We start from the raw sequence: 21,461 nt of genomic DNA, 5'->3' as shown, positions 1-21,461 counted from the left end.
GCACTCGGGGGAGTGCCTGCGCACCCGACGTGGGCGGGACGGTCAGCCGACCCCGTCCGGCCGCTGGGGCATCCCCTTGCGCCAGGCGGTGTAGCTCTGCAGCCGCCCGCCGCGGGGGCGGAAGAGCCACGGCCACGGGTGCACCTCGACCGGGTCGACGGCCGCCGACCGGCGTCGGAAGCCCGGGACGGGGGCGAAGGTGACCGCGACCCGTCGTCCGGACAGCTCCTCGGGCACGCGACCGCGGTACAGCTCGACCGGACGCCGCGTGGCCAGGTCGGACAGCGTCTCCGTCAGGAAGACCAGTCGCTTGCCGGACAGGCGCAGGCGGGCGAGCAGCGGCTCGTCGAACACGAAGACCGCGGGGGCGTCGGGGTGGGCGGCCAGGGCCGGGTCGTCGTCCCCGAGCGACTCCGCGGTCAGCCACACCGCCTCGACGTCGCCGTCCTCGGGGGACGACGAGGGGCCGCCGGTCGACTCCGGGTCGGGGTCCGAGCGGAGCGACTCCGGCGGCTCGATCCGCGTCGTGCGCTGCTCGGGCGGCCAGTCCTGCACCGGACAGTCGGCGTTCAGGGCGCACTCCGCGCACAGCTTCGGGGCCCGCTTCTCCACCTGGTTGCGGGAGAAGCCGTACGCCTTGCCGGTCCCGGTGCCGACCGTCCACTGCCAGCCGAGCCGGTTCGCGGCCCGGGACCCGTCGAGCAGATGGGTGAAGAACGCGTCCTCGCCGTCGCGCCACAGCGCCCCGGCCCGCACCGTCCACTGGCTGGAGAGCCACATCCGGCACTGGTTGACCAGCCACCCGTCGCCGTGCAGCTCGGTGAGGTTGACGTCCATGCAGTTCATGTCCCGGGGCCAGGGGTCGTCCCAGGTCTCGGGCGGGCGCGGCGGGCGGGCGCGCAGGTCGTCACCCAGGGCCGGGCCGATCCGGGCGTAGACGTGGCGGGCGTACTCCTGCCAGGCGAGCTCGTCGCGGTACTTCGTGCGGTCGCGCTGCGGGGCGTCGGCGACGTGCTCCCACAGCGTGGGCAGCGGCAGCAGCCCGTGGCGGATGTACGGCGACATCCGGGAGGCGCCGCGGCGCTCCGGCGGCCAGACGTCGTTGCGCCGGCGGGCGTAGTTCCCGACGTCGAGCGCGTCGAGCGCGATGTCCGCCGCCGTCTGCCCGCCCCGGAACGCGCCCGACGCGGCCGGGGTGTCGCAGGTCAGGTCCCCGAGGTGCTGGGAGACGAAGTCGACGGCGGCGTCGGGTCCGGTGTCCGGGACGGGCAGCTGCACACGGGGGCGTACCCGCTCAGCCGCGGATGTCCCATCCGGCCTTCTCCAGCAGCGCCAGCGAGACGTCCCACAGCCGCTCGGCGGCCTCGGGGTCCAGCGCGTACGCCCGCACGCCGTGGATGCCGTCCTGGATCTCGTCCACGACCTCGGCCTCGTGGCAGTCCTCGAAATACCGCCCCCCGACTCCCGCCAGCTCCGGGGACGCGGCCAGCAGCACCGAGGTCGCCGCGCCCTGCTCCGGGGTCTTCATGATCGACGCCGCGGTCACCGACAGCTCCTCGATCACCTGCGGGTCCCAGTGCTTCTGCAGCCCGGTCCAGATGCCGCCGGGCATGAGCGCGTTCGCGGTGATCCCGTCGGCCGCCCACCGGCGGGTGAGCTCGACGGCGAAGAGCACGTTGGCGGTCTTGGACTGGCCGTAGGCGAGCCCGGGGTCGTAGGCGCGGCGCTCGAAGAAGAGGTCGTCGAACACCACGGGCGAGCTGCCGTGGCCGCTGGAGGACACGACCACCACCCGGGCGTCGCCCGCGGCCGCGAGCGCGTCGTGCAGCCCGAGGGTGAGGGCCATGTGTCCGAGGTGGTTGGTCGCGAACTGCAGTTCCCAGCCGTAGGCGGTGGTGGTCTCCGGGGTGTCCATCACCCCCGCGTTGTTCACGAGCAGGTGCAGCGGGCCGCTCCAGGCGTCGACGAAGGCGCGGACCGAGTCCAGGTCGGTGAGGTCGAGCCGGGCGGCCTGCACGTACGGGTTGCCGGTGGTCGACCGGATGTCCTCGACCGTCCGCTCCGCGGCCTCGACCGACCGCGCCGCCACCGTCACCGTCGCGCCCGCCGCCGCCAGCGCCCGCGCCGTCTCCACCCCGATGCCCGAGGCGGCGCCGGTGACGACGGCCGTGCGGCCGGTGAGGTCGACGCCCTCGACGACCTCCAGGGCGGTGCTGCGGGCGTCGAACGCCGTCGTGATGCCCATCGGGGTCTCCTCGTCGTCAGTAACCATCTGGTTGGTTTCCAACGTAGCACGCTCGTTCGGCGGGCAGCGGGTACTCGATCTCCGTGAGCGACACGATCGTGGGCAAGCGGCTGGTCTACACCTACGCCAACGGCTGGGAGTACGAGCTGTACGTCAAGAACGAGACCACCGTCGACTACCGCATCCACTCCGGGCTGGTCGGCGGCCGCTGGGTGCGCGACCAGCGCGCGTACGTGTCGCGGCTCCGCGAGGGCGTCCACACCGTGCACTGGACCGAGCCGACCGGCACGAGCGTGTCGATCGTGGCCGACCTGGAGCACCGGGTCACCCACGGCACGATCTTCTTCCCGCGCTGGGTGGTCGACGACCCGCAGGCCACGGTCTGCTTCCAGAACGACCACCTCGACGAGATGGCGCGCCGGCGCGACGCCGGGCCCACCTATCCCATCGAGGTGATCGACGAGCCCAGCGAGATCACGCTGCTCGAGGACCCGGGTCCCGACGACGAGTCGGTCATCTCCGAGCCCCCGGCCGGCGGGGAGCCTCGCCGGTCATGACGCTGCCCGTGCCCGGCCTGGCGTACCTGGCCCACGTCGAGGTCGACCTGGACGTCCCGGTCGACCTCGGCGTCACCGACGCGGGCCACCGCCGCATCGTGCCGATCGTCGGCGGCCGCGTCACCGGGGAGCGGTTCACCGGCGTCGTCGTGCCCGGCGGCGCCGACTGGCAGGTGATCCAGGCCGACGGGGCCACCACGATCGACACCCGCTACCTGCTGCGCTCCGACGACGGCGCGGACGTCTTCATCCGGACGGCGGGTGTCCGGTCCGGTCCGCCGGAGGTCCTGGCCGCCCTCGCGCGCGGCGAGGAGCCCGACCCGTCGTCGTACTACTTCCGCGTCCACGCGACGTTCGAGACGTCGGCGCCGGCATACGGCTGGATGACCCGGCTCCTCACGGTGGCCGTGGCACAGCGGCGCGCGTCGCAGGTCGTCTACGACCTGTACGCGATGACCTGACCCGCATCCTCACCCGATCGGCGCCGTTGTCGCCTGTGTGACGAGCCGCCTGCGCGCGATCCTGCTGACCGCCGTGACGGCCCTCGTGGCCGCCCTCGTGCTCGCCGCGCCGGCGCAGGCCGCGCCCGGCGCGGACCTGCTGGCGCCGTCGCCGCCCGGGTCGAACGACTTCTCCTGCCGCCCGACCGCGCAGCACCCGAACCCCGTCGTCCTGGTGCACGGCCTCCTCGCGACGCAGTTCGACAACTGGCAGTACATCGCCCCGCAGCTGAAGGCCCGCGGGTACTGCGTCTTCTCGCTGACCTACGGGCAGAACGCGCTGCTCCCGCCGCCGGTCGGTCTCGTCGGCGGCCTCGCGCCGATGGAGCGCAGCGCGCAGGAGCTCGCGACGTTCGTCCAGCGGGTCCGGACCGCGACGACGGCGCAGAAGGTCGACGTCGTCGGCCACTCCGAGGGCTCGCTGATGCCGGACTACTACGTGAAGTTCCTCGGCGGCTCCCGGTACGTCGACCGGTACGTCGGGATGACGCCGCTGTGGCAGGGCACGAACACGCTCGCCCTGGACTTCCTGAACCGGACGGGCAAGGAGCTGGGCCTCGACCCCGTGCTCGTCGCCTCCCTCGACCAGGCGTGCGCGTCGTGCCGCCAGTTCCTCGCCGGGTCGGACTTCGTTCGCCGCATGAACTCCGACGGCGGCCCGAAGGTCCCGGGCGTGACCTACACGATGATCCTCACCCGCTACGACGAGCTCGTCGTGCCCTACACCTCGGGGCTGCTCGACGGCGCGACGAACATCGTGCTGCAGGACGGGTGCCCGACCGACCTCGCCGAGCACGTCGCCGTCGCCTACGACCCGGTGACCATGCAGCACATCGCGAACGCCCTCGACCCCGCGCACGCGCAGCCGGTGCAGTGCCTGCCGGTGCCGCCGCGGGGCCTGCGCGGCTAGATCTCCCAGGCGGGGGTGCGCAGCGCCGTGAGCACGCGGCGCAGCGCGTCCAGCCGACCGGCCGAGAGCGCGCCGGACTCGACCAGCGGGTCGAGCGCGCACTCCGGGTCGGCGGGCGGGCCGAGGTGGGAGCACCCGCGCGGGCAGTTCTCGACGGCGGTCGCGAGGTCGCCGAAGGCGGCCACGACGTCGTCGGGGGAGATGTGCGCGAGCCCGAAGGACCGCACGCCGGGGGTGTCGACCACCCATCCGCCGTCGGGAAGGCTCAGCGCCACCGCCGAGGTGGACGTGTGCCGCCCCTTGCCGACCCCGCTGACGACCCCGACCGCGCGCTCCGCATCCGGGACCAGGGCGTTGACCAGCGTCGACTTGCCGACGCCGGAGTGTCCGATCAGCGCCGACACCTGGTCGCGCAGGACCGCGCGCAGCGGTCCGGGGTCCTCGTCGGAGCGGGTCACGACGACGGGGAGGTCGAGCTCGGCGTACTCGGCGGCGAAGGGGCCCGGGTCGGCGAGGTCGGCCTTCGTCAGGCACAGCACGGGGGTGAGGCCGCCGGCGTAGGCCGCGACGAGGCAGCGGTCGACGAAGCCGGTGCGGGGCACCGGGTCGGCGAGGGCGGTGACGATGACGAGCTTGTCGGCGTTCGCGACGACGATGCGCTCGTAGGGGTCGGTGTCGTCGGCGGTGCGGCGCAGGACGCTCGTGCGGTCGGCGACGCGCACGATCCGGGCGAGGGTGTCGTCGGCGCCCGTGGTGTCGCCGACGAGGTCCACGTGGTCGCCCACGACCACCGGGGTGCGCCCCATCTCGCGGGCCCGCATCGCGATGATCCGGACCTCCGGCTCGTCGTCCGGCGCGCACGTCCAGCGGCCGCGGTCGACGCCCACGACCATCGCCGGCCGCGCGTCGGCGTGCTCGGGTCGGCGCTTGGAGCGGGGCCGGGTGCCCTTGCCCGGCCGGATCCGGACGTCGCTCTCGTCGTACCGCCCGGCGGCGCTGCGGGGGCTCATCGCGTCCCCCGGTGGCAGCAGAGCGTCGTTGCTGTCATCCAGTGGCAGGAGAGCCGCATCGTCACGCCGGGATCCCCGCCCCGCGCACCAGCGTCGACCAGTCGTCCGCGAAGTCCGGCAGGGTCTTGCCCGTCGCCGCCACGTCGTCGATCTCCAGCCCGGGCACCACCAGGCCGACCAGCGCGCCCGCCGTCGCCATCCGGTGGTCGGCGTAGGCGCCCCACGGGCGGGTCGGGCGCAGCGGTCCCGACGGCGGGTGCACCTCCAGACCGTCCTCGGTCTCGGCGACGTGCGCGCCGATCGCCGCGGCCTCGGCGGCGAGCGCGGCGAGCCGGTCGGTCTCGTGGCCGCGGATGTGCGCGACCCCGCGCAGCCGCGAGGCGTGCCCGCCGAGCGAGGCCACGATGGCCAGCGCCGTGACGGTCGGGGTGAGCTCGCCGATCTCGCCGAGGTCGACGTCCGCGCCCGAGAGCCGGTCGGGCCCCTGCGCCGTCAGGCCGTCGGGGCCCTCGGAGACCGTCGCCCCGAACGCCTCGAGCGCGCGGCGGACGGCGCCGAGCGGCTGCAGGTCGGGCAGGTCGTGGCGGGACTGCGTGTGCCGCTCCGGGTTCGCCCCGGGCCGCCGCTCCGGCCAGCCCGCCACCGTCACCCGCCCGCCGGTGATCATCGCGGCGGCGAGGTAGACCGCCGCCCCCGAGAGGTCGGGCTCCACGACGAAACGCGGGTCCGGCGTGATCGGCCCCGCCGAGACCGCCCAGCGCGAGTCCTCCGACGTCACCGTGACACCCGCCAGGCGCAGCATCGTCACGGTCATGTCGACGTGGGGGAGCGAGGGGACCGGCGTCGAGGAGGTGACCGCGAGCCCGGCGTCGTACCGGGGCCCGGAGAGCAGCAGGCCGGAGACGAACTGCGAGGACGCCGACGCGTCGACGGTCACCGCGCCTCCGCGCACACCGCCGCGGCCGAGGACGGTGAACGGCAGGCGGTCCGCGTCGGCAGGCTCCAGGGCGACGTCGAGCCCGCGCAGGCCCTCGAGCACGCCGCCCATCGGGCGGGTCCGGGCGTGCGGGTCGCCGTCGAACTCCACCGGACCGTCGGCCAGGGCGGCCGCCGGGGGGAGGAACCGCATGACCGTGCCGGCGAGCCCGCAGTCGACCCGCCCTCCCCGCAGGTGGGCGGGGGCGGTGATCGTGACGTCGAGCGTGCCGTCGCGGCCCGGAGCGGTGGCCGTGTCGACCCCCAGGGCGGCGAGGCCGTCGACCATCAGCGTCGTGTCGCGCGAGCGTGCGGCGCCGGAGACGGTGCGCGTCACCCCGTCGGTGGCGAGCGCGGCGAGGAGCAGGGCCCGGTTGGTGATCGACTTCGAGCCGGGGACGGCGACCGTGCCGTGCACCGGGCCGTCGGCGGTCGGGGCGCTCCACGCGGTCATGGCCCTCATCCTGGCAGGATCGGGAACCATGTGCGGTCGCTACGCCCTGGCCAAGGACCCGGCCGACCTGGCCGCGGAGTTCGACGCGCGCGACGAGACCGGCGGCGAGGCGATCGGGCCGGAGTACAACGTCGCGCCCACCCTCACCGTCCCGGCCGTCGTCGACCGCCATCCCCGCGCCGACGACGGCACGCCCGACCCGTCGACGGTGGAGCGTTCGCTGCGCGCCATGCGGTGGGGCCTCGTGCCGTCGTGGGCGAAGGACCTGTCGGTCGGCAACAAGATGATCAACGCGCGGGCCGAGTCGCTCACCGAGAAGCCCGCGTTCCGCCGCGCGGCCGCTTCCCGGCGCTGCCTCCTGCCGGCCGACGGCTGGTACGAGTGGCTGCGCGACGGCAAGCAGAAGACGCCGTACTTCATGAGCTACGACGACGGGCGCCCGCTCGCGCTCGCCGGGTTGTGGGAGACGTGGCGGCCCGCGAAGGGTGAGCCGCCGCTGATCTCGACGACGGTGGTGACGACGGCCTCCGCGGGCGTGCTCACCGAGATCCACCACCGCATGCCGCTGGTGCTGCCGCGGGAGAGCTGGGCGGCCTGGCTGGACCCCGACGCCGACGACGTCACCGACCTCCTGGTCCCCTCCGAGGAGGTGGTGGCCGCGATCGGGATGCGCCAGGTGTCCTCGATGGTCAACAACGTGCGCAACCACGGCGCCGAGCTGATCGAGGAGGCCCACGAGGAGCCCGAGCAGCAGGGCCTCGACCTGGAAGCCGTCAACCCGTCGTGATCGTCGAGACCCCGCACGGCCCGGCCGAGGTGGTGATCGACCATCCCGACGGCGAGCCGCGTGGCCTGCTCGTGCTCGGGCACGGCGCGGGCGGGGGGATCGAGGCGCCCGACCTGCTCGCGGCGGTCGCGGCCGCACCGGGCTTCGTCGCCGCGCGGGTCCTGCAGCCCTACCGCGTCGCCGGTCGGAAGGCGCCGCCGCGGGCGCCGCAGCTCGACGAGGCGTGGGCCTGCGTGCTGACCGAGCTCACCGCGCGCTTCCCGGGGGTGCCGCAGGTCCACGGCGGCCGGTCGTCCGGTGCGCGGGTGGCGTGCCGCGGGGCGGTCGTGGCGGACCCGCGTCCGGTCGGTGTCCTGGCGCTGGCCTTCCCGCTGCTGGCCCCGGCCCGCAAGGACGGCACCCGGCCCGACCGCTCGCCCGAGATCGACGCCGTCGACGCGGCCGGCATCCCGGCGCTGGCCGTCTCCGGTGACCGCGACCGTTTCGGGGTCCCGCCGGTCGCCGCGCACCGCGAGGTGGTCACCGTGCGCGGGGACCACTCGCTGCGTGCCCAGGGCCCGGTCCGCGACGCGGTCGCCCCGTGGATCGCGCAGGTGGCGCCGCCCTGTGGGTAGAAATCCGGGCCAGGACACGGATGAGTGCTCACGGGGCGAAGCCACCCCGCGCCCGGAGCTCCCGGAAGAGGTCGCGCACGATCTCCGCGGGCGGTGCGACGACGGTCGCCTGGGGGAGCAGGTCGGTCAGCGTCGTCGTGGTCGAGGCCTGCCCCGGGACGAGCGTCTCGGTGACCTGCCGGACCTTGCCCTCGGTGTCGAGCCACACGTCGACCGGCAGCGTCGTCAGCTGGAGCTCGGTCCGGGCCCGGTCCACCACCGGACCGAGGTCCGGCGCGATGGCCCGCAGCCGGGCCAGGTCGACGGTGCCGCGCAGGTGGACGGTCGGGACGTCGGCGATCGTCTCCGGCCCGACCACCACGACCTCGTCGCGGATCGCCAGCAGGAGCGTCATCAGGTCCGCGGGGTTGCCCGTCAGGCCGTAGCCGAGCTGGATGACCGTGTCGGCGAACAGACCGGTGTCCACGTCGTCGAGGGCGACCGCGACCCACTGACGGCCCCGGGAGATGTCGTTGATGGCGCGCGGCGGCAGGGCCCCGTAGGCGGTCCGCCCGACGGCGAGCGCGTCCACCCGCCCCAGGTCCCCGAGGCGCAGCGCGGTCGACGCGGTCCGGCCGCGGAAGTCCAGGACGCCCGAGCCCGTCGTCGTGATCGAGCGGTCGCGAGCGGGACCGGAGGAGGCGACGCGGACCGTCGCGCCGTCCGCCGCCGCGGTCGCCCGGGCGGCGGTGCGGATCGACTCGGCCGCGCCCGCGTCGGTCGTTGCGCCCGGGCGGGCCGCCTGCCCGGCCGCGGTGTCGTCCCGGCCGAGCCCCAGGGAGGTACACCCGGACAGCACGCCCAGGAGCACGAGGACGACGACGAACACGCGCATACGGCCCAGTAGACCGGCCCGACCGGCGCAGTCCCGGCTGCGTACTCCGATCGGGTCAGGGGCCGAGCGCCCCCCGCACCGCCCGCGCCAGGGCTTCCCGACGACGGGTGTGGTCGCGTTCGGCGTCCCCGGGCGCGGCGGCGATCACGGTGGCCGCCGGCGACCACGTCATGGACAGGGCGATGACGAGCGAGTACACGTCCTCCGCCGCGTAGGCGGGGTCGACGAGGCCCTCCGCCTGCGCCGCGCGGACCGCGTCGAGCTTGCGGGCGACCTCGTCGGTGACGGCGGTGAGCAGGTCCCCGGTGGGGACGCGCTCGAGCCGCGCCCAGACCGCCAGCAGGATCACCGCCGGCTGCTCGAGGTAGGCGTCGTAGAGGCGGACCGCGTAGCCCGGGAGGTCGCGCGCGTCGAACGGGACGAGGTCGACGATCAGGGCGAGGTGCTCGTGGAAGACGGCGTCGAACAGCCCGTCCTTCGAGTCGAACCACGCGTAGATCTGGGCCTTGTTCGCCTCGGCCGCGGCGGCGATGCGGTCGACCCGCGCCCCGGCGATCCCCCGCGCGGCGAACTCCGCGGTCGCCGCGTCGAGCAGGCGCCGCCGGGTCGCGCTCCCGTCCTTCGGCATCCCGGGAGGGTAACCAACCGTTCGGTCACGCAGGGGAGGCGACCGCGGCGGTCGTCGCCCCCGCCGTCGTGACGAGGTCGGAGGGGCCGATCTCCATCTGCAGGCCGCGCTTTCCGGCGCTGCAGAAGACGGTGTCGAAGCGCAGCGCCGAGGAGTCCACGACGACCGGGAGACGGGTCCGCGAGCCGAGCGGGGAGATGCCGCCCGCGACGGACCCGGTGAGCCGCTCGGCGACCGCCACGTCGGCCATCACCGCCTTCTTGCCGCCCCGCGCCGCGGCCAGCGCCTTGAGGTCGAGCGAGCCCGACACCGGGACCATCGCGAGCACCGGCTTCCCGTCGACCTCGGCCACCAGGGTCTTGAACACCCGCGCGTGGTCCAGGCCCAGCGCGTCCGCGGCCTCGGTGCCGTACGCGGCGACGCCCGGCGCCTCGTAGGTGTGCGTCGTGACCGTGACGCCGGCCTTCGCGAGCAGGGCGAGGGCCGGGGTGCCGGCGGCGGATCGCTTGGCCACGGGCGCAGCCTAGGACGTACGAGGACGTGGACTCCCTGCCACTGGACGACAGCGACGACGCTGTCCTGCCACGGGGGGACGCGGGAACACGCGCACCCCGGACCGTGTTGACACGGACATGCCAGCCATGACGATGGAGCGGACCCCGATCCGGCTCCGCATCCCCGACGAGGGGGGTGTCCGCACGCCCACCGGGGTAACCTCGCCGCGATCCGACGTCATCGTCGAGCGGTGGCGCGAAGGGAGTGCGGTGTCCGAGGCGGTCGAGCAGGCGGAGGTCGACGAGTCGTCGACCGACGTGCAGCAGGGCGGCTCCACGCCCGCGGACCTGGAGACAGAGACGGTTGCCGCACGCGCCGAACGCTTCGAGCGCGACGTGATGCCGATGGTCGACCAGCTCTACGCGGCGGCGATGCGGATGACCCGCAACCCGCCCGACGCGGAGGACCTCGTCCAGGAGACGGTGCTCAAGGCCTACTCGTCCTTCACGTCGTTCCGGCCCGGGACGAACCTGAAGGCCTGGCTCTACCGCATCCTCACCAACTCCTACATCAACACCTACCGCAAGAAGCAGCGGCAGCCGCAGCAGAACTCGACCGACGAGATCACCGACTACCAGCTCTCGCAGTCGGCCGAGCACTCGTCGGCCGGCCTGCCGAGCGCCGAGGCCGAGGCGTTGGACCGGCTGCCGGACACCGACATCCGCGAGGCGCTGCAGGCCCTGCCCGACGACTTCCGGATGGCGGTCTACCTCGCCGACGTCGAGGGCTTCGCCTACAAGGAGATCGCCGAGATCATGGGGACGCCGATCGGCACCGTGATGTCGCGCCTGCACCGCGGCCGTCGGCAGCTGCGGGAGGCCCTGACCGACACGGCGCGCGACCGGGGGTTCATCCGGAACGGGGTGAGCGAGGCATGAGCTGCGGCAACCACCACGAGACCGACTGCGACGAGGTGCTCGCCGAGGTCTGGCTGCTCCTCGACCACGAGTGCGGCGCCGAGCGCGACGCCCAGCTGCGCCGCCATCTGGAGGAGTGCGGGCCGTGCCTGGCGCGCTACGGCCTCGAGGAGAAGGTGAAGACCCTCCTGGCCCGCACCTGCGGTGGCGAGCGCGCCCCCGAGGAGCTGCACCAGAAGCTGCGTGAGCGGATTCGGTCGACCGTCCTCGAGCAGGCCCAGGTCAGCGTCGAGCACACGGTGAGCGGCACCGTCGTGGAGGTCAACTCCACCCGCGTGGAGACCTGGCGCCGGGGCTGATCCCGGCCCGGACACACGAAGGGCCCCCGGAATGATCCGGGGGCCCTTCGTCGTTCCGAGAGGGGAACGACACCGCGTCAGCTGTTGGGACGCTTGCCGTGGTTCGCGCCCTTCTTCTTGCGGTCCCGCTTCTGGCGTGCACGCTTCGACATGAGGTGATTCTCCCACGCGCGTCCGACGGGCCGCACCGATGGTTGGATGACGGCCGTGAGCACGCTGAGCTTCCTGCTCGCCACGCACACCTCGCTGTCCGGCGAGGAGGTCGCGCACCTGCAGCGGCTCGCCTCGGAGTGGCAGCTGCTCTCCGACCTGTCGTTCGCCGACTTCCTGCTGTGGGTGCCGGTGACCGAGACCGGCCCGCCCTCGTTCGTCTGCGTCGCGCACAGCCGGCCGACGACCGCCCCGACCGCCCACCCCGACGACATGGTGGGCGGCACCGCGACCGCCACCCAGCACCCGCAGCTGGTCCGAGCGCTCGCCGACACGACGATGCGCCGCGAGGAACAGCCCCGCTGGCACCGGGGCCGGTCGATCCGGCGCGAGGTGGTGCCGGTCGGCTGGAACGGCCGCGTCATCGCCGTCCTCGGGCGGGACACCAACCTCGCCGCGCCCCGCGTCCCGTCGACCCTCGAAATCTCCTACCTCGCGGTCGCGGGCGACCTCTGCCAGATGATCGCCGACGGGACCTTCCCGACGCCGGAGGGGGTCGACGAGGGCCGCTCCTCGCCCCGCGTGGGCGACGGGCTCGTGCGCGTCAGTGCCGCCGGCACGGTGCTCTACGCCAGCCCGAACGCGGCCTCGGCCTTCCACCGGCTCGGATGGGCCGACGAGCTGGTCGGGGAGGACCTGCCGCTCGTCGCCCGCCGGGTGTCCGCCGACCCGTTCGAGGGGGCGGAGGCGGTCTCGGTGCTCCGGGACGCGCTCGCCGGCACCCCCTCGCCGCGGACCGAGCTGGAGAGCCGGGGGGCCACGGCGGTGCTGCGGGCCCTGCCGTTGCGCCCGCGTGGGGTGCCGGGCGGGGCGCTGGTCCTCGTCCGGGACGTCACCGAGGTGCGGCGGCGGGACCGCGCGCTGATGAGCAAGGACGCGACGATCCGCGAGATCCACCACCGCGTGAAGAACAACCTCCAGACCGTGGCCGCCCTGCTGCGCCTGCAGGCCCGTCGGACCCGGCACGAGGAGGCCCGGTCGGCGCTGAACGAGTCGATGCGCCGGGTGGCGTCGATCGCCCTCGTGCACGAGTCCCTGGCCGCGTCGGTCGACGAGCGGGTCGACATCGACGAGGTGCTCGCCGGCGTGGTGCCGATGATGAACGACCTGGTGCGCCCCGGCGCCGGGGTGTCGATGGCCCGGGAGGGCCGCGCCGGGGTGCTGCCGGCGGTGATGGCGACGCCGTTGGTCCTCGTCGTCACCGAGCTGGTGTCCAACGCGCTGGAGCACGGCTTCGGAGAGGGGACCTCCGGGACGGTGCGGATCGTGGCCACCCGGACGGCGAGCCGGCTGCAGATCGACGTGGTCGACGACGGCCGGGGCCTGCCGGACACGTTCTCGCTGGAGCGGGCTCCCGGCCTCGGCCTGCAGATCGTGCGCACGCTCGTCGACTCGGAGCTCGGCGGCACGCTGTCGCTGCGCCCCGATCCCGTCGGCGGCACCCGCGCGGAGCTGCGCATCCCGCTCACCGGCCGGTAGGACCCGCCGTCGGGAACGCCGTTCGCGAGGGGAGGATTCGAGCGCTCTTGTGGCACGAGGGTTCCCCTCACGCGGTGGGGACGAGACGAACGAAGGGCCCCGCCGGTCGAGGAGTCGACCGACGGGGCCCTTCGCTCAACCACGAGGGGGCGGACGCGTGGGGAGCGAGCGTCCGTCCCCGGCAGGCCGGATCAGGCCTGGACGTCCATGCGCACGCCGTAGCGCTTCATGGCGCGGCGCTCGTCCTCGCTGGCACCGCCCCAGACACCGGCGTCCTGGCCGGACTCGAGGGCCCAGGTCAGGCACTCGGACATCGCGGGGCAGCGACGGCAGACGGCCTTCGCCTGGGAGATCTGGGTGAGAGCCGGGCCACTCGTCCCGATGGGGAAGAACAGTTCCGGGTCCTCGTCGCGGCAAGCAGCGTCGTTTCGCCAGTCCATCGTGCTTCTCCTCAGCTGGGTGCGACTCGGGGTTCGCACCGGTTGCGTCGTCGTGGGTGATTCCGTCGGGGCGGAATCCCGCGGACCGATGTTCGCCGGTCCTCGGTAGCGTTCTCGTACGTGCGGGGAGGTCCGACTCCTCCGGTCCCGACCTGCGACGTCCTTGCCGCCGGCCGGCCACCTGGTGGTGTCCGCCTCCCGTGCCCTCCGGATTCCGGTGATCCCTCACCGGCTCCCGGGGACCGGCCGCGCAGTTCTGCTCTCGCATTCCTGCCCGGCTCTCGCGGGGGATGACCAAGAATCTGCAGGAGGAACGCGTCTGGATCGAGTCCCAAGCGGCTCGACGGGCTTGCGCGGGCGGTGAGTGGATATCGGCGGACCGTGACGGTCCTGTCACTGCGACGAGCGGGAAACGCGACACGACGAGGCGTCGACCCGGGCGTCGGGCGACGACGAGCGGTCGGTATGCTCCCGAGCAGCACGTCCGTGGCCTCGGACGGGGTCCCGCAGGTCCCCCGAAGGCCGGATCAAGCCGCCGTTCGTCGGCTTACGGTCCACGCCCGTCGGTCCGACGGTGACGCGGCTCACGAGTGCTGGACGTGCGTGGCTACACGATGACGCGCAGCGCGTCGGGTACGGCCACGAACTCGACGTCGCTGCGCCGCCCCAGGTGGTCGCCGTCGACCTGCAGGTTGACGGGCTCGTCGCAGGTGATCCGCAGCGCGGAGACGTCGTCGCGGCGCACCACCGAGGACAGACCGCGGAACCCACCGGGCCGCAGGATCTGGCGGACGGTGCGCGCGATGGTCGGCAGTCCGAGGTTGCGCATGGCGAAGAAGCCCAGCCCGGACTCGAAGGAGCAGCCGGGGTTGGTGCGGACCGCGTTGCCCCCGAGGTAGGTCCACGGGTCGGTGTTCGAGACGATCGCCATCTTCGCGCCCTCCACGGGCTCCTCGCCCGGCATCTCGATCGTCAGCGACGGCGGGTTGGCCCGGGCCCGCGCCCACCGGCGGATGGCCGTGTTGACGTAGCGGGCGGGCGTCACCTCGCGGCCGTCGCTCCGTGCGCGCTCCATGGCGGCGATGACGTCGGCGTCCCAGCCGAGTCCCGCGTTGAAGCTGAACCAGCGTTCGTCGGCCTTCCCGAGCCCGACGGTGCGGCTGCGACCGGTCGCGAGCGCCCCGAGGAGCTGGTGCGTGGCCTCCAGGGGGTCCCGTGGGGCACCGAGGGCCCGGGCGAACACGTTCGCCGAGCCGCCGGGGACGACGCCGAGCGCGGGCACCTGCGGGTGCGGGCCGTCGACGAGCAGTCCGTTGAGGGCCTCGTTCACCGTGCCGTCGCCGCCGAGGACCACCACGAGGTCCACGCCCTCCATCGCCGCCCGTGCCGCGAGCTCGCTGGCGTGGCCCCGGTACCGGGTCGCCACCACCTCGAGCTTGAGCTCGCTCGCCAGGGCGTGGGCGATGACGTCGCGGCCCGCTGCCGTGGTGGTGGTGGCCGAGGGATTGGCCACGAGCAGGGCGCGCACGGCACTCACCGTAGCCCGGCACGGTCCGTGGTTGGGCCGGGCGTGGGGCACGGGTCGCTCACGTCGCCGCGGCCTACGCTGGGGGACGTGCTGTCGACGTCCCCGCCCCGGTCCGTCGTGGTGGCCGCACTGGTCTGTGCGGGGGAGGGCATCGCCCTGTTCGTCACCGGCGCGGTGCTCCTGGTGGTCGAGGGGACACCGCAGGTGTGGGCCTTCGTCCTGCTGCTCGGTCTCGGGATCGGCGCGGCCGGCGTCGCGCTGGCCCGCGGCACGCGCGGGGCGCGGGGGCCGGTCGTGGTCGCCCAGCTGATCGGACTCGGCGTCGCCTTCTACGCGGGCGTCACGTCCGGACGCCCGGACCTCGGCGCCCCGATCGCCGTCCTCTGCCTCGGCGTGCTCGCGGGCGTGCTGACCCGGGCCGGACGGGACTGGGCGGAGCAGTAGCCGGCCCCGGCCCCCTATCGGCGTGCTCGGTTGCTCTGTCAGGAAGGGGAGTCAGTGGCGGTCGGCGGGCGGGGGAGGGGGCTCGGCCAGCCCGCCGGGCACGTTGAGCAGGTCGATGCGGTGCTCGCCGCGTTCGTGGCCCAGCACCGTCACCGACGCCGGGTCGAAGGCGAAGCCCACCCCGGCCGCGGGCGGCAGGCCCAGGTAGCGGGCGACGAGCACCCGGGAGGCGTGCCCGTGACCGACGACGATGACGTCGCGGACGGCGAGCTCACGGTCGGCGTCGGCGATCACGGCGTCGATGCGCTTCGCGATCGCCTCGTCGGACTCGCCGTGGGGGACCGGGTGGGTCCAGATCGTCCAGCCGGGGTCCTCGGTGCGGATGTCCGGCGTCGTGCGGCCCTCGTAGTCGCCGTAGTCCCACTCGACGAGGTCCTCGCGGACGTCGTCGACGGTGAGACCGGCGAGCCGGGCGGTGTCCCGGGCGCGGGTGCGGGGGCTGCACCAGACCACCGGGTCCGGCTGGGCGTCCCCGCGCAGCGTGCGGAGCAGGTCGCCCGCGACGCGGGCCTGGTCCTCACCACGCCCGGTGAGCGGGATGTCGGTACGGCCGGTGTGCTGCCCGGAGCGCGACCACTCGGTCTCCCCGTGGCGCAGCAGGTACAGCCGGCCGACCGGGCTCTCGCTCACCACGTACCTCCTCCTGGAACGACGACGCGCCCGCCCCGAGCGGGACGGGCGCGTCGACTCACGGGCCTCAGGCAGCCTTCTTGGTCTCCCAGAAGATGTCCGAGATCTCGCTGATGTAGCCGAGCAGCTCGTCACCGGTCTTCGGGTCCGTGGAGCCCTTGGTCCCGGTGGCGCCGGCCGCCTTGGTGGCCTTGTTGAACAGCTCGTGGAGCTGCGGGTACTTCTCGAAGTGCGGCGGCTTGAAGTAGTCCGTCCACAGCACCCACAGGTGGTGCTTCACCAGGTCGGAGCGCTCCTCCTTGATCTGGATGGCACGCTCCTTGAACTCCGGGTCGTCGGAGTCCTGGTACTTCGACTGGATCATCTTGACCGACTCGGCCTCGATCCGGGCCTGAGCCGGGTCGTACACGCCGCAGGGGAGGTCGCAGTGCGCGGTGGCCTCCAGGCGCGGACGGAGGATGCTCGCGAGCAGTCCCATGTCGCCTCCCATCTCCCCACACCACGGGGGATATACCGGTGATCGTTCCGACCGGGGCCCAACCTACTCCGCCCGACGCCGCCGAGCAGGGGATGGGAGCAGGGTGTCCGCGCTGGTGAGGCGTCTGCGAGCGGCGTTTTCCGGGGTACGCGCCCGGGTACCGCGGCGGGTCCTCGTCCGCGGCGGGTCGATGGCGCCGACGTTGCAGGACGGGGACGTCGTCCTCGCGTGGCCCCGGCGTCGGATCCGGGCCGGCGAGGTGGCCCTCGTGCGCTGGGCGGCGCGGCCGGAGCAGCTCTCGGTCAAGCGCCTCGCCCTTCCGGACGACGGGGGCTGGTTCGCCCTGGGCGACGCGGCCCTGGCGTCGACCGACTCGCGCACGCTGGGACCGGCCGAGGCGCTCGCCGTCGTGACCCACCGGCTCTGGCCGCGGCCCGGGCGGATCGCGCGCCGCTGACACGGTCGCATCACGATCGGGGGAGATTCGCTCCCACCCGATAGCGTCAGCGTGTCGACGAACGACAGTCCCACCGACGGGGATCGGTGACGGGAGTGGTCGGTGGGGGACGAGCGAGGGCCGTGGATCGGCTCGGCGTGGATGGTGTCGACGGTGGCACGGGGTGACCGACCCCGGCCGCGGGTCGTCGTGACCTGGGCCGTCGGGGTCGCCGTCCTGCTGGGTGTGCTCGGCGCGGCCGGGCCGCACCCGCGCACCGCCGCGCTCCCGCTGCCGCCCGTCGACACCAGCCTGGCCGGCGCCACCGGCCGGGTGCCCGACGCCGGACCCGCCCCGCTGCCCGAGGCGCTGCCCGCGGACCCGGGCGGCCTGCCGTCGCTCGGCGGTCCCGGTCCGGGCTCGGGGTCGGGTGTCCCCGAGACCATGCTGGCGGCCTACCGGGGCGCGGAGTCGTCCCTGGCCGCGGCGGCACCGGACTGTCACCTGTCGTGGGCGCTGGTCGCCGGGATCGGGAAGGTGGAGTCCGGCCACGCCTACGGGGGTGCGGTGTCGGCCGACGGCACCACCGAGAGCCCCATCCTCGGCCCGCAGCTCGACGGCACCGGCGGCAACGCCTCGATCGCCGACACCGACGGCGGCGCGCTGGACCACGACGCCGTCTGGGACCGCGCCGTCGGCCCCACGCAGTTCATCCCCACGAGCTGGCGCACCTACGGCGCCGACGGCAACGGCGACGGCGTCGCCGACCCCGACAACGCCTTCGACGCCACCCTCGCCACCGGCCGTTACCTCTGCGCGGGCGGCACCGACCTCGCCACGGCCTCCGGCCGGCACGACGCGGTGTTCCGCTACAACCACTCCGAGGCCTACGTCGCCACCGTCCTGCGGTGGGCCGACGCCTACGCCTCCGGCGCGCTGCCGGTCCCGGACACCGAGGGCGGCATCCCCGACGCGGTCCTCGCCTCCGGGGACCCGACCCTCGCCGCGCTCCCGCGCTCCTTCCCGACGACGGGTGCGGCTGCCGCCCCGTCCGGTGCGGGTCTGCTCGGTGGCAGCCCGGTGCCGGCAGGCGTGCCGTCGGCTTCGGCCTCGCCGTTGGCGGCGCCGGTGCTTCCCGGTGCGGTGGCGCCGCCGGCCGGTTCGCCCGCGCTGGTGCCCGGGACGTCCGCGTCGGTGCCCGGTCCGTCGTCCTCGGTGCCCGGTCCGTCGTCCGGCGCGCCCGTTCTGCCCGGGCCGCCGTCATCGACCCCGGCGGGCTCGTCGTCCTCGACCCCGGCCGGTCCGTCGTCGGCGCCCGGGGCCAGCGGACCGCGACCGTCCACGCCACGGCCGGCCACGACCCCGCCCGCGTCCACGACCCCGCCGTCCTCGAGCAGCACCCCGCCGGCGACCACCACGACCACGAGCAGCACGACCACGAGCACCACGCCGCCGCGGACCGCCTCGCCGTCGCCCGCCCAGCGGTGCACGAAGTCCCTCCCGGCGGTCGCGAAGGCCTTCGATGTCCCGGTCACCGAGCTGACGGCCGCCACGGACGACGGGCCGAAGGCGGGCCAGGTCACCTGCACGGTCAGCCGTAGCGGGAAGCCGCTCGTCGTGGCGGTCGCGGCCGCCACCGCGTCGGCACCCGCCCCGGCGCCGGGCGCGGGCGTGAGCCGGACGGTCCCGGGCGACCGCGTCGTCCTCTCCGTCCCGCCCGCGGCGAAGGTCCCGGCCGCCACCGCCACGGCCGCGCTGACGAAGCTGGCGCCGGCCTGGGCCTGACCCCGCCCTGAACTCAACAAGATCTCGTCGGACCGTGCGAAGTGCTCGCTCACCGACCACTTCACTCGGCGCGACGAGATCTTGCCTGGTGCGGCGACCTGCTGACGTCGGGCGTCAGGGGTGGGCCACGGCCGACGTCAGGAGGTCCCGGCAGCGATCAGCGCCGCCACGCGGGCGCGGCAGGCCCCGGCGTCGGGAAGGGCCCCGGCGTCGCGGGCGTCGGCGAGCGAGGGGGCGGCGGCGTCCTTGTCGGAGAGGATCAGCTCCGCAGCGGGTACATGCTCTGTCCAGGGGAGCCCGAGGGCCGGGTCGAGCGGGTTCACCCCGTGCTCCGCGCCCGGGTTGTAGGCCGTGGAACAGAGATAGGTGGCGACGGTGCCGTCGACGAGCGCGAGGAACGCATGGCCCAGTCCCTCGGACAGGTAGACCGCGTTCAGCGTCTCGCCGTCGAGCCGCACCGCGTCCCACTGCCCGAACGTCGGGGAGCCGACCCGGATGTCGACCACCACGTCGATCAGTGCCCCCGCCGAGCACTGCACGTACTTGGCCTGGCCGGGCGGCACGTCGGCGTAGTGCAGACCGCGCAGCACCCCACGGCCCGATACGCTCGTGTTGGCCTGCGCCACATGCAGCGGGTGCCCGACCGTCCCGGCGAACACCTCCGCCTGGAAGGGCGCTGCGAACGCGCCGCGCGCGTCGGGGAAGACCGGCGGGGTGAACACCCACGCACCGGGCACCGCGAGTTCCTTGGCCTGCACGGCGTCGGACCCTATCGGCCGACGGTGCCGGCGGTCGGTGTCCCTGTGACCGGTCCGACCCGGTCGGGGCGCAGACACCGGGCCCGGCAGGCGCGAGGATCGACCACCTCCGGGTCACCCCTGCCCGCTCCGCCCGACGTGAGACACCCCTCTCCGGCGTCCGGCGGCGACCGACGCCCCGCGCGGACCCGACCGTTCGCGACGGAGGGTGCACCCGTCGCCGCCACCAGCCCCAACGCCTCGTCCGGACCGCCTCCCGCCGCGGGGGCCGCGTCCCACCACCGCGACACGACACGTAGGAGGACCGCGTGAGCAGCACGAGCTCCGTCCCGGCGGCCGACACCGGCTCCCCGGCCCACGACCCGAGCGGCCGTGACCTCACCGACGCCGACATCTTCGGCCCGCACGAGGGCGGCAAGCTCTCGGTGGCGCCGACGGTGGCCCTCGCGGGCCGCCGCGACCTGTCCATCGCCTACACGCCCGGCGTCGCGAAGGTCAGCCGCGCGATCGCCGACGACGCCGCCCTCACCGCCCGCTACACCTGGACCCACCGCCTGGTCGCCGTGGTGAGCGACGGCACGGCCGTGCTCGGGCTGGGCGACATCGGCCCGCGCGCGTCCCTGCCGGTGATGGAGGGCAAGTCGGCGCTGTTCAAGGCGTTCGCCGACCTCGACTCGATCCCGCTCGTCCTCGACACCACCGACGTCGACGAGATCGTGCAGACCCTCGTGCACCTGCGGCCGAGCTTCGGGGCCGTGAACCTCGAGGACATCGCCGCCCCGCGGTGCTTCGAGATCGAGCGGCGGCTGATCGAGGCGCTGGACTGCCCGGTCATGCACGACGACCAGCACGGCACGGCCATCGTGGTGCTGGCGGCGCTCCGCGGTGCCGCGGCGGCGCTGGACCGCGACCTGGAACCGCTGAAGGTGGTCGTGAGCGGCGCCGGGGCCTCCGGCGTCGCCTGCGCGAAGATCCTCCTCGAGGCCGGCGTCGAGGACGTGACCGTGCTCGACTCCCGCGGGGTCATCCACACCGGGCGCGAGAACATGAACGTGGCCAAGTACGCGCTGGCCGAGCAGACCAACCCGCGTGGCCTGCGCGGTGACCTGACGACGGCGCTCGCCGGCGCGGACGTGTTCCTCGGCCTCTCCGGCTCGACGGTGCCCGAGTCGGTGATCGAGACGATGGCCGACGACGCGATCGTGTTCGCCCTGTCCAACCCGGACCCGGAGATCGACCCGGCCGTGGCCCGCCGTCATGCGGCCGTGGTGGCCACCGGCCGTAGCGACTACCCGAACCAGATCAACAACGTGCTCGCGTTCCCCGGCGTCTTCGCGGGCGCCCTGGACGCCTCGGCCCGCCGGATCACCGAGCACATGAAGCTCGCGGCCGCGGACGCCATCTTCGGGATCGCGCAGGAGGAGCTCGGCGTCGACCACATCGTGCCGAGCGCGCTCGACCCGCGGGTGGCGCCGGCCGTGGCGAAGGCCGTCGCGGCGGCGGCCGGGGCGGACGGGGTCGTGAAGGCCCACGTCGCCGAGGTCGCGTCGGACGTGTGATCGCCCGCGGCGCGTCGACGAGCGGCACGGACTTCCGGGTGATCACGGGTGAACCGATCGGACGGTGGGTGCCGGTCACGGCTCGTCGACGACCGCTGACGAGCACGAGCTCACACGCTTCGTGAAGCGCGACACGCGATTGAGTGAATCGATGGCGCGGCGAACGACACGCGATCGGATCTGTGCCGTTCGTCGCCTCCACCCGCAGTCTCCGGACCGTTCACCGTCCGAGTTGAGACACACCCGTCGGACTTGATGCAGGCGACCGCGTCAGAGCGGACGGTCGGCGCCCCGGTACACCCGACGGGGTGATGTGCCCGGACCTCGAC

25 protein-coding genes are annotated in these 21,461 nt (G+C 74.3%); 12 read left to right on the top strand and 13 right to left on the bottom strand.

Annotated features, from left to right (window positions below):
• Positions 1–42: 42 nt before the first annotated feature.
• Both BJ983_RS15300 and BJ983_RS15295 read right to left on the bottom strand, forming a co-directional pair.
• A complete protein-coding gene (locus tag BJ983_RS15300; RefSeq protein WP_179794564.1) occupies positions 43–1,278 on the bottom strand; it encodes an FAD-binding domain-containing protein in 1,236 nt (411 codons plus the stop codon).
• A 16-nt stretch (positions 1,279–1,294) separates the two neighbouring features.
• A complete protein-coding gene (locus BJ983_RS15295; RefSeq protein WP_179794563.1) occupies positions 1,295–2,245 on the bottom strand; it encodes an SDR family NAD(P)-dependent oxidoreductase in 951 nt (316 codons plus the stop codon).
• An 83-nt stretch (positions 2,246–2,328) separates the two neighbouring features.
• Here BJ983_RS15295 and BJ983_RS15290 point away from each other — a divergent pair, with 83 nt between their 5' ends.
• From BJ983_RS15290 to BJ983_RS15280, 3 genes are read left to right on the top strand one after another with little or no spacing between them, the layout of a single operon-like run.
• Positions 2,329–2,802, top strand: coding sequence for a phenolic acid decarboxylase (locus tag BJ983_RS15290; protein WP_179794562.1), 474 nt, complete (start codon positions 2,329–2,331; stop codon positions 2,800–2,802).
• Complete coding sequence (locus tag BJ983_RS15285; protein WP_179794561.1) at positions 2,799–3,263, top strand: DUF3237 domain-containing protein; 465 nt, start codon at positions 2,799–2,801, stop codon at positions 3,261–3,263. The genes BJ983_RS15290 and BJ983_RS15285 overlap by 4 nt, the downstream gene beginning before the upstream one ends.
• A 37-nt stretch (positions 3,264–3,300) precedes the next feature.
• Positions 3,301–4,212, top strand: coding sequence for an esterase/lipase family protein (locus tag BJ983_RS15280; protein ID WP_343054195.1), 912 nt, complete (start codon positions 3,301–3,303; stop codon positions 4,210–4,212).
• Here BJ983_RS15280 and rsgA read toward each other — a convergent pair.
• Entirely contained in the window at positions 4,209–5,222 is a 1,014-nt protein-coding gene (gene rsgA / locus BJ983_RS15275; RefSeq protein WP_179794560.1) for a ribosome small subunit-dependent GTPase A, read from the bottom strand. The genes BJ983_RS15280 and rsgA overlap by 4 nt on opposite strands.
• Positions 5,223–5,283: 61 nt before the next feature.
• Positions 5,284–6,651 carry a 3-phosphoshikimate 1-carboxyvinyltransferase gene (gene aroA / locus BJ983_RS15270; RefSeq protein WP_179794559.1) on the bottom strand — a complete coding sequence of 456 codons (1,368 nt, stop codon included), beginning with the start codon at positions 6,649–6,651 and terminating at the stop codon, positions 5,284–5,286.
• 28 nt (positions 6,652–6,679) lie between these two features.
• Between aroA and BJ983_RS15265 the strand changes: the two genes are divergently transcribed.
• Both BJ983_RS15265 and BJ983_RS15260 read left to right on the top strand, forming a co-directional pair.
• Entirely contained in the window at positions 6,680–7,438 is a 759-nt protein-coding gene (locus tag BJ983_RS15265; RefSeq protein ID WP_179794558.1) for an SOS response-associated peptidase, read from the top strand.
• Complete coding sequence (locus BJ983_RS15260) at positions 7,435–8,052, top strand: alpha/beta hydrolase family protein (RefSeq protein WP_179794557.1); 618 nt, start codon at positions 7,435–7,437, stop codon at positions 8,050–8,052. Before BJ983_RS15265 ends, BJ983_RS15260 begins: the two co-directional genes overlap by 4 nt.
• A 28-nt stretch (positions 8,053–8,080) precedes the next feature.
• On the opposite strand, the gene BJ983_RS15255 is transcribed toward BJ983_RS15260, so the two are convergent.
• The 3 genes from BJ983_RS15255 to BJ983_RS15245 are packed head-to-tail and all read right to left on the bottom strand — an operon-like array spanning position 8,081 to position 10,068.
• On the bottom strand, positions 8,081–8,926 hold the full coding sequence (locus BJ983_RS15255; protein ID WP_179794556.1) for an SCO4651 family lipoprotein: 846 nt from the start codon (positions 8,924–8,926) through the stop codon (positions 8,081–8,083).
• A gap of 55 nt (positions 8,927–8,981) precedes the next feature.
• Positions 8,982–9,554, bottom strand: a complete 573-nt coding sequence (locus tag BJ983_RS15250) for a TetR family transcriptional regulator (RefSeq protein WP_179794555.1) — start codon at positions 9,552–9,554, stop codon at positions 8,982–8,984.
• A gap of 25 nt (positions 9,555–9,579) precedes the next feature.
• The gene (locus tag BJ983_RS15245; protein ID WP_179794554.1) at positions 9,580–10,068 is read right to left on the bottom strand and encodes a YbaK/EbsC family protein; all 489 of its coding nucleotides are present in this window, start codon (positions 10,066–10,068) and stop codon (positions 9,580–9,582) included.
• A 127-nt stretch (positions 10,069–10,195) separates the two neighbouring features.
• On the opposite strand from BJ983_RS15245, the gene BJ983_RS15240 reads away from it, so the two are divergent.
• Both BJ983_RS15240 and rsrA read left to right on the top strand, forming a co-directional pair.
• On the top strand, positions 10,196–10,987 hold the full coding sequence (locus tag BJ983_RS15240; protein WP_179794553.1) for a sigma-70 family RNA polymerase sigma factor: 792 nt from the start codon (positions 10,196–10,198) through the stop codon (positions 10,985–10,987).
• Positions 10,984–11,325, top strand: coding sequence for a mycothiol system anti-sigma-R factor (gene rsrA, locus BJ983_RS15235; RefSeq protein WP_179794552.1), 342 nt, complete (start codon positions 10,984–10,986; stop codon positions 11,323–11,325). Before BJ983_RS15240 ends, rsrA begins: the two co-directional genes overlap by 4 nt.
• Before the next feature lie 77 nt (positions 11,326–11,402).
• On the opposite strand, the gene BJ983_RS32710 is transcribed toward rsrA, so the two are convergent.
• Complete coding sequence (locus BJ983_RS32710; protein WP_425484809.1) at positions 11,403–11,477, bottom strand: 50S ribosomal protein bL37; 75 nt, start codon at positions 11,475–11,477, stop codon at positions 11,403–11,405.
• 55 nt (positions 11,478–11,532) lie between these two features.
• On the opposite strand from BJ983_RS32710, the gene BJ983_RS15230 reads away from it, so the two are divergent.
• Positions 11,533–13,014 (top strand): histidine kinase N-terminal domain-containing protein, encoded by a 1,482-nt coding sequence (locus BJ983_RS15230; protein ID WP_179794551.1) that lies wholly within the window; start codon positions 11,533–11,535, stop codon positions 13,012–13,014.
• 191 nt (positions 13,015–13,205) lie between these two features.
• On the opposite strand, the gene BJ983_RS15225 is transcribed toward BJ983_RS15230, so the two are convergent.
• Complete coding sequence (locus BJ983_RS15225; RefSeq protein WP_018333285.1) at positions 13,206–13,454, bottom strand: WhiB family transcriptional regulator; 249 nt, start codon at positions 13,452–13,454, stop codon at positions 13,206–13,208.
• A 607-nt stretch (positions 13,455–14,061) separates the two neighbouring features.
• On the bottom strand, positions 14,062–14,982 hold the full coding sequence (locus BJ983_RS15220) for a diacylglycerol kinase family protein (protein ID WP_179794550.1): 921 nt from the start codon (positions 14,980–14,982) through the stop codon (positions 14,062–14,064).
• 87 nt (positions 14,983–15,069) lie between these two features.
• On the opposite strand from BJ983_RS15220, the gene BJ983_RS15215 reads away from it, so the two are divergent.
• Positions 15,070–15,426, top strand: a complete 357-nt coding sequence (locus tag BJ983_RS15215; protein ID WP_179794549.1) for a hypothetical protein — start codon at positions 15,070–15,072, stop codon at positions 15,424–15,426.
• Between the two features lie 51 nt (positions 15,427–15,477).
• Here BJ983_RS15215 and BJ983_RS15210 read toward each other — a convergent pair whose 3' ends face one another.
• Both BJ983_RS15210 and sodN read right to left on the bottom strand, forming a co-directional pair.
• Positions 15,478–16,119: an acid phosphatase gene (locus BJ983_RS15210; protein WP_179794548.1), complete on the bottom strand. Its 642-nt coding sequence runs from the start codon at positions 16,117–16,119 to the stop codon at positions 15,478–15,480.
• 64 nt (positions 16,120–16,183) lie between these two features.
• On the bottom strand, positions 16,184–16,594 hold the full coding sequence (gene sodN / locus BJ983_RS15205) for a superoxide dismutase, Ni (protein WP_179797861.1): 411 nt from the start codon (positions 16,592–16,594) through the stop codon (positions 16,184–16,186).
• A gap of 115 nt (positions 16,595–16,709) precedes the next feature.
• Between sodN and BJ983_RS15200 the strand changes: the two genes are divergently transcribed.
• Together BJ983_RS15200 and BJ983_RS15195 are read left to right on the top strand one after the other, a co-directional pair.
• Complete coding sequence (locus BJ983_RS15200) at positions 16,710–17,051, top strand: S26 family signal peptidase (RefSeq protein WP_343054192.1); 342 nt, start codon at positions 16,710–16,712, stop codon at positions 17,049–17,051.
• 153 nt (positions 17,052–17,204) lie between these two features.
• On the top strand, positions 17,205–18,815 hold the full coding sequence (locus tag BJ983_RS15195) for a lytic transglycosylase domain-containing protein (RefSeq protein ID WP_343054189.1): 1,611 nt from the start codon (positions 17,205–17,207) through the stop codon (positions 18,813–18,815).
• A gap of 137 nt (positions 18,816–18,952) precedes the next feature.
• Here the strand turns inward: BJ983_RS15195 and BJ983_RS15190 are convergent, their stop codons facing one another.
• Positions 18,953–19,573, bottom strand: a complete 621-nt coding sequence (locus BJ983_RS15190) for a dTDP-4-dehydrorhamnose 3,5-epimerase family protein (protein WP_179794547.1) — start codon at positions 19,571–19,573, stop codon at positions 18,953–18,955.
• A gap of 392 nt (positions 19,574–19,965) precedes the next feature.
• Between BJ983_RS15190 and BJ983_RS15185 the strand changes: the two genes are divergently transcribed.
• Entirely contained in the window at positions 19,966–21,132 is a 1,167-nt protein-coding gene (locus BJ983_RS15185) for an NAD(P)-dependent malic enzyme (RefSeq protein ID WP_343054447.1), read from the top strand.
• The last annotated feature ends 329 nt before the right edge of the window (positions 21,133–21,461 follow it).

Source organism: Actinomycetospora corticicola, from assembly GCF_013409505.1.
GTDB lineage: Bacteria > Actinomycetota > Actinomycetes > Mycobacteriales > Pseudonocardiaceae > Actinomycetospora > Actinomycetospora corticicola.
Note: the sequence above shows the minus strand (reverse complement) of the source record. Positions and strands in the feature narration are given on the sequence as shown.

Coding starts and splice junctions, on each gene's coding strand:
- BJ983_RS15285 (WP_179794561.1), top strand. CDS start 2,799: ATGACGCTGCCCGTGCCCGGCCTGGCGTACCTGGCCCACGTCGAGGTC.
- BJ983_RS15250 (WP_179794555.1), bottom strand. CDS start 9,554: ATGCCGAAGGACGGGAGCGCGACCCGGCGGCGCCTGCTCGACGCGGCG.
- rsgA (WP_179794560.1), bottom strand. CDS start 5,222: ATGAGCCCCCGCAGCGCCGCCGGGCGGTACGACGAGAGCGACGTCCGG.
- BJ983_RS15295 (WP_179794563.1), bottom strand. CDS start 2,245: ATGGGCATCACGACGGCGTTCGACGCCCGCAGCACCGCCCTGGAGGTC.
- rsrA (WP_179794552.1), top strand. CDS start 10,984: ATGAGCTGCGGCAACCACCACGAGACCGACTGCGACGAGGTGCTCGCC.
- sodN (WP_179797861.1), bottom strand. CDS start 16,594: ATGGGACTGCTCGCGAGCATCCTCCGTCCGCGCCTGGAGGCCACCGCG.
- BJ983_RS15255 (WP_179794556.1), bottom strand. CDS start 8,926: ATGCGCGTGTTCGTCGTCGTCCTCGTGCTCCTGGGCGTGCTGTCCGGG.
- BJ983_RS15240 (WP_179794553.1), top strand. CDS start 10,196: ATGACGATGGAGCGGACCCCGATCCGGCTCCGCATCCCCGACGAGGGG.
- BJ983_RS15225 (WP_018333285.1), bottom strand. CDS start 13,454: ATGGACTGGCGAAACGACGCTGCTTGCCGCGACGAGGACCCGGAACTG.
- aroA (WP_179794559.1), bottom strand. CDS start 6,651: ATGACCGCGTGGAGCGCCCCGACCGCCGACGGCCCGGTGCACGGCACG.
- BJ983_RS15265 (WP_179794558.1), top strand. CDS start 6,680: ATGTGCGGTCGCTACGCCCTGGCCAAGGACCCGGCCGACCTGGCCGCG.